The sequence below is a fragment of the Nitrospira lenta genome (assembly GCF_900403705.1).
Classification (GTDB): domain Bacteria; phylum Nitrospirota; class Nitrospiria; order Nitrospirales; family Nitrospiraceae; genus Nitrospira_D; species Nitrospira_D lenta.
On sequence record NZ_OUNR01000001.1, the window covers coordinates 758,791 to 771,081 of the forward strand.

Annotated in this window: 11 protein-coding genes; all 11 read right to left on the bottom strand. The window is 61.1% G+C overall.

Features of this window, described 5'->3' with window-relative positions; genetic code table 11:
* Positions 1 to 116: 116 nt before the first annotated feature.
* The 11 genes from NITLEN_RS03650 to NITLEN_RS03700 all read right to left on the bottom strand — a co-directional run bounded on the left by NITLEN_RS03650 (position 117) and on the right by NITLEN_RS03700 (position 12,250).
* Positions 117 to 593 carry a hypothetical protein gene (locus tag NITLEN_RS03650; protein ID WP_121988204.1) on the bottom strand — a complete coding sequence of 159 codons (477 nt, stop codon included), beginning with the start codon at positions 591 to 593 and terminating at the stop codon, positions 117 to 119.
* A 591-nt stretch (positions 594 to 1,184) separates the two neighbouring features.
* Complete coding sequence (locus NITLEN_RS03655) at positions 1,185 to 1,484, bottom strand: hypothetical protein (RefSeq protein ID WP_121988205.1); 300 nt, start codon at positions 1,482 to 1,484, stop codon at positions 1,185 to 1,187.
* Between the two features lie 91 nt (positions 1,485 to 1,575).
* A complete protein-coding gene (locus tag NITLEN_RS03660) occupies positions 1,576 to 2,748 on the bottom strand; it encodes an ABC transporter permease (protein ID WP_245924373.1) in 1,173 nt (390 codons plus the stop codon).
* A 14-nt stretch (positions 2,749 to 2,762) separates the two neighbouring features.
* A complete protein-coding gene (locus NITLEN_RS03665) occupies positions 2,763 to 3,929 on the bottom strand; it encodes an ABC transporter permease (protein ID WP_121988206.1) in 1,167 nt (388 codons plus the stop codon).
* Positions 3,926 to 4,546: an ATP-binding cassette domain-containing protein gene (locus NITLEN_RS03670; protein ID WP_121988207.1), complete on the bottom strand. Its 621-nt coding sequence runs from the start codon at positions 4,544 to 4,546 to the stop codon at positions 3,926 to 3,928. The genes NITLEN_RS03665 and NITLEN_RS03670 overlap by 4 nt, the downstream gene beginning before the upstream one ends.
* 74 nt (positions 4,547 to 4,620) lie before the next feature.
* Positions 4,621 to 5,886: an efflux RND transporter periplasmic adaptor subunit gene (locus NITLEN_RS03675; RefSeq protein ID WP_181416615.1), complete on the bottom strand. Its 1,266-nt coding sequence runs from the start codon at positions 5,884 to 5,886 to the stop codon at positions 4,621 to 4,623.
* 112 nt (positions 5,887 to 5,998) lie between these two features.
* Positions 5,999 to 7,183 carry a PepSY-associated TM helix domain-containing protein gene (locus NITLEN_RS03680; RefSeq protein WP_245924374.1) on the bottom strand — a complete coding sequence of 395 codons (1,185 nt, stop codon included), beginning with the start codon at positions 7,181 to 7,183 and terminating at the stop codon, positions 5,999 to 6,001.
* Between the two features lie 58 nt (positions 7,184 to 7,241).
* A complete protein-coding gene (locus tag NITLEN_RS03685; RefSeq protein ID WP_181416616.1) occupies positions 7,242 to 9,458 on the bottom strand; it encodes a TonB-dependent receptor in 2,217 nt (738 codons plus the stop codon).
* A gap of 218 nt (positions 9,459 to 9,676) precedes the next feature.
* On the bottom strand, positions 9,677 to 10,054 hold the full coding sequence (locus NITLEN_RS03690; protein ID WP_121988211.1) for a hypothetical protein: 378 nt from the start codon (positions 10,052 to 10,054) through the stop codon (positions 9,677 to 9,679).
* 310 nt (positions 10,055 to 10,364) lie between these two features.
* Positions 10,365 to 10,790 (bottom strand): TonB-system energizer ExbB, encoded by a 426-nt coding sequence (exbB, locus tag NITLEN_RS03695; RefSeq protein ID WP_121988212.1) that lies wholly within the window; start codon positions 10,788 to 10,790, stop codon positions 10,365 to 10,367.
* On the bottom strand, positions 10,778 to 12,250 hold the full coding sequence (locus NITLEN_RS03700) for an amidohydrolase family protein (protein WP_146216086.1): 1,473 nt from the start codon (positions 12,248 to 12,250) through the stop codon (positions 10,778 to 10,780). The genes exbB and NITLEN_RS03700 overlap by 13 nt, the downstream gene beginning before the upstream one ends.
* Between the last annotated feature and the right edge of the window lie 41 nt (positions 12,251 to 12,291).

Here is a 12,291-nt window from a genome sequence, read left to right on the forward strand (position 1 = left end):
CAGTATGGTCGGACTATAAACGGGCCGCAGGAGGGAAATCAACGTGGGCACAGCGCCCCATGCGATACGCGCGGGAGCGATGCCGACGCGGCGCCGCTCCCGCATCGAAGACTCGCCTACTTCAGCAGCAACAACTTTCCTCCGGCATCTTTGGGATTGAGCTGATCCCGATACACAAACGTGCTGCCGGCGGCATACAGCAGATCGCTCGTCGGAATGCCGATATATTTCGTCTCTCCCGGCTTCAACACGATCTTCACATTCAACACGGTCGGCGCCGATTGATTCTCCGCCGCCGTCATATGAAATCCGCGCTCGACCGCCGACTTATTGGTCACCCGCAGCAACACCGGCGTACCCGGACGATTCTTCATGTCCAAAACCGACGTCGGTGGATACAAAATCTTCAGCGCCCCCACCTCAGTCGCATAGATATCCAGATCGACCGGCAATTCCTTGAACGCCTGGCCGACCACCGATCCGGTTTCAAGATCGCCGACCTCCACGCCCCCGGACTGCAATGCCCAGGCTCCGGAAGCCATCATCGCCACACCGGCACAGACGGCAAGACCAAGACCTAACTTCCGTACCATACGCCACCTCCTCCTGAGTTAAGAACGATTAGGGCCCTGCGGAACAAACTCCATACATGCACACACGCCTCGCGTAATCCTTCGTAAAGCACAGAGAACGAAATCCTCAGGATACTCAAAGCGGCGTCCGGCAATGCTGCTTCGTGACGCAAGAATGCCGCCGCCGACCGCGGTTACTTTCCGCGAACCATCTGCCTGTGGTTGATCCGCTTCACGAGTCATTGAATAGGAGTCGATGCCGTTGAAGACCTGAGAGAAGGGATGCCCGCGAAGCCACTGTTCCAGAAATTGGTCCGGAGCTGCGATAGATAGCCCTGGGTGCAGGGCCGTGCCGGTGAGCATCGTGGCAAACCAAAGACGCACAACACATTCTCCGAGGAGCCGGTACTCTAGCCGCCGACCCCAACCCTGTCCACCGACGCCTGCCAACCGATGCACATCCATGCAACAGAAGGTCGAATTGACCAGGGACGAACCGGCTTGAACGCTTAGGGAAGGAACAGAGGACGGGCAGAGGGAGGGAGAACTGGCACGGCCCTATCAGAAGAGCCGTGCCTGAGAGATCGATCCGGACACACCACCGCGCGTCGGCTACTTGCTCTTCTTGCCCTTCGCCGGCTTCTCCGCCTGCTCGGCATGCATCAAGGCTTCTTCCGCATGCTTCACGGCTTCTTTCGCATGCTCCAACGCTTCCTTCGCATGCGCATCGACGCTGGCTTTCACCGATTCTTCCAGGTGCACGATCGCTTCTTTTTCATGCGCGATGGCTTCCTTGGCGTGCGCAATCGTTTCCTTCACATGCGCATTCCCGGCCAGCGCCGTTCCAACCGGCCCGACCGCCATCACCGCACCGCACGCGACAACCGCCAACAGCACGCGAGCTTTCGTCATACAACATCCTCCTGTGAAATGTGGATAGTCCAACAAGACCGAACGGATTGTACCGAGGTATGGAGAAATTAGAAAGCAACGGGCAGCGCGCTTACACCGTCCGCTCGCCGAGAGCCTGCACGATTTCAAGACGGGCCGCGCGCGCCGCCGGGATGACCCCTCCCGCCATGCTCATGAGCACGGCGAACACCAGGGCTAACCCGATCATACCGGCAGACAGTTGGAACCCGAAGGCGATCTCGGATCCAGTATCCCAATTCACCGTCGAGATCGTCACCGACTGAAGGAAGAAGGCTCCGGCGATACCGAGCACCCCGGCGCCCGCACCCAACGCCATCGACTCGAATAGAAAGGTCTGCAGAATCGCGAGCCGCGTAAAGCCGAGCGTCCGAAGCGTCCCGACCTCCGTCGTGCGCTGCGCCACAGCCGCGGACATCGTCATCGTCGCGCCCAAAATCGCCCCGAGGCTGAAGACCGCCGTGAGAAACAGTCCGGTGACGCGAATCATCTTCGCCAGACTCTCGGCCTTGCCTTCATAGTAGTCCGGCTCGCGTTTCACCGAAAGATTGAACCGCGGGTCCCGCTCCAGCGGCTCCTTCACCTGACTCAAGATGTCGGGCCGCACGAGCCGAACCGTCATGGAGGAGAAACCCGTGCGGTGAAACGTCGTCATGAATTGCTCCGCATCGCCCCAGACCTCGGAGTCAAATCCGCTGCCGTCCGCGTCGAACACGCCCACCACCGTCCATTCCCGATTCCCAAAGTGCAGCACGCGGCGCAGTCCGGCTTCGGGAAACTGTCTGGCCACTTGCGTCCCCACCATGATCTCCGTGGTGCCCGGCTCCCACAAACGGCCCTGCGCCAGCCGAACCTTCGGCCGAACGGTGAACGCGTCGTGCGACGTCCCGCGCAAACTGAGGCTCGCAAGGCTCCGCTCTTTCGCCTTTCGAAGCGTGAGCTGCAGCCCGATCTCGCTGACCGCCATCGGCCGGCCCTCGGGCGTCTGTTCAACCCCCGCCTGAAGCGCGATAACCTTGGCATGATCGCGGGAAATGTTGCTGTCGATTTCCGAGAGCGCGCCCTTGCGCAACACGATCGCATTCGCCGGATCGCCGGTTTTCCCCAACGTCCGCTCCAATCCATGCGCCAGCATCAGCACGGCCAGCAACACAAACACCACCAGGCCCATGCCCGCCACCGTGAACGCCGTCGTCACCCGGCGAGACCAAAGATTTCTCAGACTGTAGGCGCCCCACAGCAACATCCGATCACCCCTGCCTATCCGGCATGCCGCAATCCTTCCAGCGTCGTCATGCGGATCAACCGAATCGCGGGCCAGACCGCAGCCACCAGGCCCACGAGGAGCATGACGGCGAGACACAGGACGATGGTCTCCGGCGTGATAAGATATGTCGCGTCGTAGCCGCGGTCTTGCGTCAACACCGCATAGAGTTGCGCGGCGGGAAACAGGAGCACGAGCCCGAGGCTGCCGCCCAACAGCGCCAACAGCAACGACTCGCCCAAGACCAGCGACGCAAAATGATGCGGCTGAAACCCGAGCGTCTTGATGACGGCATACTCACGGGTCCGCTCACGGACGGCCATCGCCAGCGCATTCACCAAGACCAGCAACGCGATGCCGTTGATGACCCCGGACATCCACTCCAAGCCCCGCAACAATGCGCCGGAGCGCGCCACCCATCCCGCGAAATACGCCTGTTCCGACTCCGTCCTCGTTTCGGCGGCAGAATTAGCAAAGCTCGCATCGATCGCCTGCGTCACCGCCTGGGCCTTACCCTCGTCGTCGATGCGGACCACATACCAGCCGACCTGATCGGCTCGATCCGGCTCCGTCGTCTTCAACCGTTCGTTGGCATAGGCCCAATGCAGATACATCTCCCCCTCGCCCATAACATTGGGACTGGTGCTCCTGAAAATCCCGCGCACCACGAGTTCCCAGTCCCCCGGATACACCGTGCCCTTGAGCGTAATCGCCTCGCCGACCTTCCACCCGAACCGCGCCGCCAGCCGATGTCCGACGATGCAACCGCGCCGGTCCTGCTGAAAGGCCAGCCGCTCGTCGTCGCTCAAGACGACTTCCGGATACGTCTCGAAAAACGTGGCGGCCTGTTCGGCGTATGAGGCGAACGATTGTTTCGGATCTTGATAGACTCCGCCGAAGACCGACCCATAGTGGACGATCCGCACGCCGGGAACTACCGCCAGCCGGTCTTTGTATGCCAGCGGAAGTCGCAACTCATCCGACATGGCGTGCACCGTGATCAACCGGTTCTTCAAGGCCGCCCGCGACCCCGCCTGCCACTGATCGAGCGTCAGCCGAATCAGTCCGAACGCCAGCACCACCATCGCCAGCCCGCCGACCGTCAGCCCCAATCGGACCGGCCGCCGTACCGTATTGCGAAGAATGAGCCGGCCCAGCGTCATGGCGGAGTCTCCAACACGCCCTTTTCGAGATGCCGGATCAATTGCGCCCGCTCGGCCGCGCGGGGATCGTGCGTGACCATCACAATGGTCTTCCCCAATTCGCGATTCAGCCGGACAAACAGCGTCAGAATAGCTTCCGCCGATTCACGGTCCAGATTGCCGGTCGGCTCATCCGCAAGAATCATGGTGGGATCGCTCACGATCGCGCGGGCTAACCCGACCCGCTGCTCCTGTCCTCCGGAGAGCTGCCGCGGGTAATGGTCCATCCGGTCTGCAAGCCCCACCAGCCGCAGCGCCGTCTTCACGTGCGCCGTCCGCTCTGCCCGCGATAGGTGCGTGAGCAGAAGCGGCAGCTCGACATTTTCAGCGGCGGTCAAGACAGGGATAAGATTGTAGGATTGAAACACATAGCCGATGTGGCGCGCGCGCCAACGGGCCATGTCGCCTTCGGACAGTTCGTGCAATCGCGTGCCGGCCACCACCACAATCCCGCTGGTCGGGCGATCGATCCCGGCCATCAGATTGAGCAGCGTGCTCTTTCCCGACCCGGATGGCCCCATAATGGCGAGGAACGTACCGGCAGGAATCGAAAAGGAGAGGTCTCGCAGGATGGACATCTCCGTGCCAGCCCTGGAGTAGACCTTCGAGATGCGCTGCAGCGTAACTACCGGATCGTACACGTGAGCAGGCCTTACGACGAACGACGGTGCACGGTGACGGCCACGCCGGAGCGGAGACTGTCAGACGGCGCGATCACGACCTCATCGGTCTGCGACAGCGCGCCGCGCACCGGCGTGAGCGACTTCACCGGAGCACCGGGCTGAACCTCTTGCTCCACGATGGTGCCATCCCGCGCCAGCAGCACAACCGAGCGGCCGCTCTTGGTCACGACTGCCGTAGACGGCACGCCCCATTCCTCTCCCATCGACTCGGCCGCCCCCGGACGAACCCCGAACGTCACCTTCGCGCTGAGTTCCGGCCGCACCTGCTCGTCGAGATCGAGAAACCGCACGCGGGTCAGGATCGTCGCTTTCGCCCGGTCCGCAATCGGCATGACTTGCGCCACTTCGCCGCGATAGCGATGGTCGGGCACGGAATCCAGCTGGATCTCGACCGGCTGACCGGCCTGCACGCGATGAATCATCGATTCCGACACCTCCGCATCCACCGTCACGGAATGCATGTCCGCAATGGCCACGACCGACCCGCGCGAGAGCGTGGAGGCGGCCATCGGAGCCACCACTTCGCCGACTTCGGCAAACTTCTTCACCACCGTGCCGTCGAACGGCGCGCGAACAATCGTGCTCTCCACTTGCACCTCAGCGGACTGCTGTTCCGCTTCGGCCGCCTTGATCGCCGCTTCGGCAGACTTCACCGCGCCGGCTGCGCGCCGGAGCCGTGCGCCGGCCATGTCGAACTCAGACTGTGTCGCGAAAGATTGCTCCATGAGAGATTTCATCCGGTCGAAATGAAGTGTCGCATCCTGCCACTCCGGCTTGGCCGTCGCCAGCTGCGCGCGGGCCACGTCCAACTTCGCGCGGGCCTGCCGCAGCAACGCGTCCATATCGGTATGCTCCAGCCGCGCGATGACCTCACCTTCCTTCACCCGATCGCCGACTTTCACCCCGAGATACTCCATCCGGCCGGTGCCTTTCGAGGCGATCGACGCCTGACGCTGCGCCACCACATACCCCGTCGCGGCGAGCCCCGAGACGCCACCGGCAGGCATGCGCACCACCGCCGTCACCTCGACGGCCGGCATGGGATCGAGCAATCCCGTCTTCCATACGGCCACGGCTCCGGCCAATAATACGATCAGCAGCCACCAGCGCCACCCGCCCGATCGGGCCGGTGAGCGTTTCGCGGCCTGCTCCTCACGTTGAATAGTCAACCCATCCAAATCCGCATCATGGATGCCGACTTTCAATGGATCCGGACGTTCGGGTGTTGGGTGCACAGACACAGGACCTCCGTTGTCATGGAACGCGAAGCTTACCATAGACCGTCCAACCTGCTACAGCGCCACCTGTGCCGAGAGCCCCGCCCGGCGCTCGTCAATCCGGCGGCCATCAGTTCGAGACCGCGTTAGGGTTCCGTTTCCGCCACCACATGAGCACGCCGGTGACATAAATAACCGGACAGGCCAGGCCGCTGAGACACACCAGCAACCGCCCGGCCAGACCGAACGCCTGGCCTGAATGCAGCGGCCACTGCCAGTCCAGAAAGGTCTCTCCGGCGCTCCGCCTGGTCGTCGGATCTCGGACCTCCAATATCGCGCCGCTATATTGATCGACGGCCACCTGCCGCTCCGACCAGAACGCGCTCAACCCCGGCACCTGGCGACGGCTCACCAGATAGACCCCGGTTTCATCGTCCGGCATGGCCACGCCGCTCAACAGACCTTCCGGATACGCGGCGGCCGCAAGCGCGACCGCGTGTTCCGCGCCGATCGGAGTCAGGCCAGGCCCCGGCGCCGACTGCGGCGCTTGCGCCGGTCCACGGGTGGCTGGGGAAAAGAGTTGCACCATCCACACATACGGCCCATTCATGTTCATATCGACCCCCGACAACAACACCGCCCCTAAAACCAGACAGAGGTAGAGCGAGACGGTCTTGTGCAGATCGAACAGAAACCGAAACGACGCCATCGGTCGCCGGATGACGAAGGCCCGGCGCCATTGTCCGGTGCGCGGCCACCAGACGACGATCCCGGTGAGCAACGACAGGATCAGCAGCAATGCGCCTATGGCCGCCAGCGTGACCCCGGTCTCGCCGGTAAACAGCGTGTAGTGCAGGGCAAAGACCCCATCCATGAACGAGGACGGCACCCACTCGTTCGCTCCATACGGGCGAACTCCCGTGACCCTAGCCCGATAGGGATCGACAAAAATTCGCGCCCAGGCTTTCGACGGCTGCTCGACATACACCGCAACGACCCGCTCACGAGTCGGCGCGCCATAGAACTGAGTGACGCGGCTGTCCGGCGGCGCCGCCTGCAACGCGGCCGCCAGCAGCTCTCCTAACGGCCGGGAAGCATCCTGCCCCGGTGGGGGCGCCTCCACCGTCAGGAGCGCCGGATTGAGCCAGTCATCGATCTCCTGCCAGAATACCAACACGCTGCCAGTCAATCCGAAGACAACCAACAGCGCCCCGATAAACAGCCCCAGATACAGATGCACCTGTACCCACAAACTGCGCCACGTCCGAAGGCGATTCGCACGCGGCTCCGCCAAGCTTGCCTGACTGGCACTCATCGCGGCTCCCCTCATACCCGACAACATTCCTGTGACCCACGACCTCCGGCCCGAGGCATCAATATGTCATGGAGTATCCAATCGTCACGGTAGCTCCCCTCGCGGCATAATTGAAACTGTTGAGAGACTGAATCTGATTGAACGCCACAACATATTTCTGATTCAAGAGATTCTCGATGCCGAAACGCAGGGTTCCCGGCCCAGCCTTGACGGTGCTCATGAAGTCCACGACGAAATACTCTCTCATCGAGAAAGGATCGCCGCTCGGGTCGAGGCCGGTGGTAAACGCCGTCAGGGAACGGGTGCGGCTCGCGGAATACAACACTTGTAGCCGGTTCCGCCATTGCCACTCCGGCACCGCCAGATACTCAAGATAGCCAGTGACCTTCTGCGGCTGGATATTGAATCCGTTGATAGGCACACGGACATCGGGGTTAGAGGAAATGGTCTGGTCTCCTTCCACAAAGGTATAGGTCCCGCCGATCCGCCAGCCTTCGTAGGGTTGCACATCGAGCGTCGCCTCGACACCATAGATAGTTTGCGGCGCCCGATGCAGCGAGTTCGTGAACTGATCGAAAGCGAGACCGAGGCTCGATTTAGAAATGTACCCGGAGAGCGACGTTTGGACCTTGGACCATTTGCCCCGCAATCCAACCTCGTAATTATTTACGCGCTGAGGCTGCAGCTTGGTCAGCTGAATCGCCGTGCCCGGCGTCACGGACAAGGCCCCGTCGATCGACCCAACGGGCACGTTGAAGCCCTGGCTGAAGTTGAAGAACAGATCCAACGGATCGTTCAGATGGTAGACAAACCCGGCATTGAACACCGTGGCGTCGAACCTAATAGAACTGGCTGGAGAAGACGTCCCGAGACTGTCGGTGAAGTCGCTGCTCGAAATCCCGAGCCGTTCGTACCGCAATCCTCCTCGAAACACCAGTGCGCTGATCGGCGTCCACTCGCCTTGCGCAAAGGCCGCGGCCGACTGAAAGACCCGCGCCGGCAGCAGTTGATTCTGGCCGGTTTTCGTGAAGACACGGCCTCCCGTGGCATCAAATATCGTGGGGTTGTAGAGATTCTGATTCTGGACACCGTGCTGACTGGAAAAGTCCATGCCCCACGTGACTTGCGGCTTCCCGTAGACTGGAATCGGCGTCGTGATCTCGGCCCGCGTCCCCAAGACATCCGTCTGCACGAGGCCTTGCACAATGTCGGTTCCCCCGAAAAGCCTGTCATCGAGGGTTGGAAACCGCGTCTGCTGATTCCGATAGTACCCCTGAATATGCACACGGCTATCGAGAAACAGATGCGGGTGAGAATAGTCCACACTCACCTGCGAGTTCACCAGCTTGGGTTGCTCGTCGAGCGCAAGGCCGGGGACAAACCGGGCGGTGGTGCGAGGAAACGTATCTACGTTGGGATCGACGACGTAGTTGGTATCCTGCCGGGACTCCTTTCGATTGAACGTGAGCTGCAAACGGTGCTCCCCAAAGGTAGCGCCGAATTTGCTCAGAATATTGTATGTCTTCGTATCGGCAAAGCCACCGACTCCGTTGGTCCCCGGCATGGTCCGTGATCCTTCGGCATCGAACATGCCCCCTTGCTGATTGAAGCTGCCGACGATGTTGTAATCGAACCAGTCTTTCTTCCCTTGAAAGCCTTGCACGACGGTCCCGCTGAGTCCCCGCAGCACACGGGTCAACGATCCGCTCCCCTGCACCTCGGTATGGAAACTGGGTTTCCCTTCCCCCGCCTGTTTCGTGATGATGTTGATGAGCCCGCCGGTCCCGCCATTGCCATAGATGGCCGTCGCGCCACGAACGACTTCGATCCGCTCGATGGCGCTGGGGTCGATGTGCGCGAGGTCGAACTGGACCGTAGGGCTGCTCAACTGCGGCACCCCATCGATCAAGACGGCAATCTGGCGTCCCCGAATGGTTTGGGACGTGCCTGAATCCATAGAGCCATCGTTCTGAGACAAGCCTGGAACGAGCTTGGGCAGAATCTGGCTCAAACTTCGTCCGGGCGACGCCGCAATCTGTTGCTGAATCTGTTCTTCCGTGACGATGGTCACAGATTGATTCACATTTCCAATCGATGTCGGAGTCCGCGTGGCAGAGACGATCACGTCGGCCGCAAAGAGATCCGGCGGCTCTTCCAACGGTTCCGAGGCCGCCGGCTCGGCAGCCCAAACCGGCAGAGAGGCACATACTGCAACGAGTCCGACGACAACGAGGATTCCAGTTCTGACCTTGGGATCGCCCACACCCATCTTCATGACTGCACACATTCCTTTCATTCCATGCGGAGGAACGCTTCTCCTGAAACCGAAGCCTCGTAAGAGGATCACCCTCCTGCGGCGCGCACAAAGAAGGGCGGCAGGAATCCATACTCCCGCTTATCCGGCATCAAGCGACGCCGGGTGCTTCTCGCAAGCGAGATCGGACCTCACGGGTGTCCGGCTCGTGACTATTCAGTGACGGTGAACGATGGCAATTAGGAGATGCTGACAGGAGGCCCGCGGCCATGGGTCGCGATCAGGGAGCGGCTTTGATAGGAAACGAGGACGAGCACCAAGGGCACGAAGACTGACACCACGACCGGCAGGCGGGGAATCTCCGGCAGAACGAAGGCCGTCTCATCTTGCGTCACCGTGCAGGCCCATTGCACTAACGGAACGGCTTCCGTTCGACCATGGCCACAGGGCTCATGATCGCCGCCGCTATGGAGGTGCGCGACAGAGCTCTTCACCAGCTCTAACGGCAGAATGCACGTTGAGCAGATCACGCCGGCGATCAGCCGGATGCAGACGAGCAGGCAAGCCACCAGCATCACCGCCTGTGACGCCCGGCCCGACAATCGAGTCACGTGCATGGAACGAGGCCCATTGCTCACCAACCACACCTTCCGATAAATAAGGCTGTGACTTTACAAAACCGCCAGGCAGTTCGTCTACCTACTTCTGCTCACGGGTGCTACAACTCGTACGGAAAAACCGCGTGGGACGCCGGTCACGCACGAACCACTTCCACGCTCGCCTGCCGGAATCCCGGCGCACAGATGCGATTGACGACCGAAACGAACCGCTCCAATCGCGTTACGTTGTCGCCCGGACCAGAGCCGGCGACTCGCGAAGATAGGCCAGGAGCATCGCATTGAGTTGCGCATCCGCCAGCGGTTAAATTCATGATCCATAGTGAGCCTGATGCAGCGTCAGCAGTTCACTCACACGGCGGCGCAGCACGTTGTTCATGACTACACAGGGAATCGCGATAAGGAGCCCCACCGCCGTGGCCTTCAACGCCAAACTCAGGCCGACCATGATCGTGGCCACCGCCAGCGCCCCGGACGTACCCATCGTGTGGAACGTCAGCATGATGCCGAGCACCGTGCCGAGCAGGCCGATATAGGGCGCATTCGCGGCGATGGTCCCGATGATGACCAAATGCTTTGTGAGCGCCATCTCCAACATGTCGCGATGCTGAAACTCGGCGGGATTGATGCGTTGAAAATACCTCCACCGCTCAATCGCCACGCCTAACGCCACTAGCCCCAACGCCAACAACAGGCCGATCACCCCGTAGTCCACGATCTCTTTCAATGCGTCCATGACTCGCCCTTCTCCACTGCAACGATGTGACCCTGCTTCATTCGAAAATCGATCTGCGTGACCGCCTCGAATCGTTCGAGCGGATTGGCTCTCAGAACAAGAAGGCTTGCCTCAAATCCTTCCTTGAGTGATCCGATCTTCCGGTCGGGAAAGATCGACCGCGGGGTATTTTCGCACCACAACTTGAGCAGGGTCAGATTGTCGAAGATCCCGAGTTCATGCAGATGCACCGCTTCGGCAAGTGACGTCTCGGCATGATCGCTGCCGATCGCGAGTGTGACGCCGTGGCGGTGAAGCAAACCGAGATTGTGCCGCTGCACGGCGATCGCCCGCTGCCAGACCGTGAGGTCCATCGAGAATGCGTGGCCACCTTGACTATGCGCGCTATGCGGATCGTGGGGCGCCGCATGCTGTCCGTGCTCGCCCTCCGCCGGTTTCATCGCCACCATGGTGGTCGTCACGATCACCCCGGATTTGGCCGCAAGACGCGCATCCTCTTCCGTCAGCATCATGCGGGACTCTTGGTCGGCCGGCTCCAGAAACCACCCCGGCACATGCGCGATTTCATCGACGCCCGCCGTCAGGGCCAGGCGAAAATCGGCGGCCGTCTCAACGTGCGCGGCCACTCGCAGCCCTGCACGATGGGCGCGCGTGACAATCCCCGGAACCAGCTCGGGATCGAGCCCCTTCCGGACATGTGCTCCGCCCGCGTCACGATGCCGCTCGCGGTCTTCCGAATGGACGAGAAAGATTTTGAGCAGGTTCGGCTTACCTTCGACAATGCCGCTCCACTTGTTTTGCAGATCGGCTTCGCGATCGATGACGACATAGCCCCGATCATTGAACCAACCGGCCGTCACCTCGCCGATGACAGCCCGGTATCGAGACCCTCGCAGCACCTGTTCATACAATGGAACCGGGTGCCCGCCTGAAGAGGTGAGGCCCGCATTCGCAAAGACCACGTCGATGCTGCCCGGTGTATTGAGGCGCGGCGCAATCTGCGCCGTGAATTCCCGAATGCTGTTGGGGTTCTTCACGTAAAACACGCCGTCACGGAGATAGCGGGCCACGACCGCATCCAGATTCCACGGCCCTTCGACGTTATGATTGTGGGCTTCGCCGAATGGCGGAACGACATAGCCACCCTTCAGATCGATCCGTTCATCCACGACGGCGGGTTTTGTTGTCGTCAGTCGTCCGTCACTCGTATAGAAGGTGGCCTCCTGAAACTCACGCCCATCGAACCATCGCCCGTTGACCAATTCATAGCGTTTCGGCGCAGACCCGCCGGCCGCGTCATCGCCAGACGCTCCCTGCTTGAACGCAATGGGGCCGAGCAGCAGGAGGAGTGTCATCGCGACTCCCACTCCGTTCAGAACCATACCGAGCACCGTACGCAGACGATGGCCTTCCGTACGGTTCGGCCGCATTTCTTTCACCCCATCGCTTGAATGAGTCAACGCACCCTCCTCTTTCTCTTCCTCTGGCAACGAGCGGCGGC

Bases quoted from the DNA above. Each gene is read 5' to 3' on its own strand.
- NITLEN_RS03650 (WP_121988204.1), bottom strand. From the start codon at position 593: ATGGTACGGAAGTTAGGTCTTGGTCTTGCCGTCTGTGCCGGTGTGGCG.
- NITLEN_RS03655 (WP_121988205.1), bottom strand. From the start codon at position 1,484: ATGACGAAAGCTCGCGTGCTGTTGGCGGTTGTCGCGTGCGGTGCGGTG.
- NITLEN_RS03660 (WP_245924373.1), bottom strand. From the start codon at position 2,748: ATGTTGCTGTGGGGCGCCTACAGTCTGAGAAATCTTTGGTCTCGCCGG.
- NITLEN_RS03665 (WP_121988206.1), bottom strand. From the start codon at position 3,929: ATGACGCTGGGCCGGCTCATTCTTCGCAATACGGTACGGCGGCCGGTC.
- NITLEN_RS03670 (WP_121988207.1), bottom strand. From the start codon at position 4,546: ATGTCCATCCTGCGAGACCTCTCCTTTTCGATTCCTGCCGGTACGTTC.
- NITLEN_RS03680 (WP_245924374.1), bottom strand. From the start codon at position 7,183: ATGAGTGCCAGTCAGGCAAGCTTGGCGGAGCCGCGTGCGAATCGCCTT.
- NITLEN_RS03685 (WP_181416616.1), bottom strand. From the start codon at position 9,458: ATGAAGATGGGTGTGGGCGATCCCAAGGTCAGAACTGGAATCCTCGTT.
- NITLEN_RS03690 (WP_121988211.1), bottom strand. From the start codon at position 10,054: ATGCACGTGACTCGATTGTCGGGCCGGGCGTCACAGGCGGTGATGCTG.
- exbB (WP_121988212.1), bottom strand. From the start codon at position 10,790: ATGGACGCATTGAAAGAGATCGTGGACTACGGGGTGATCGGCCTGTTG.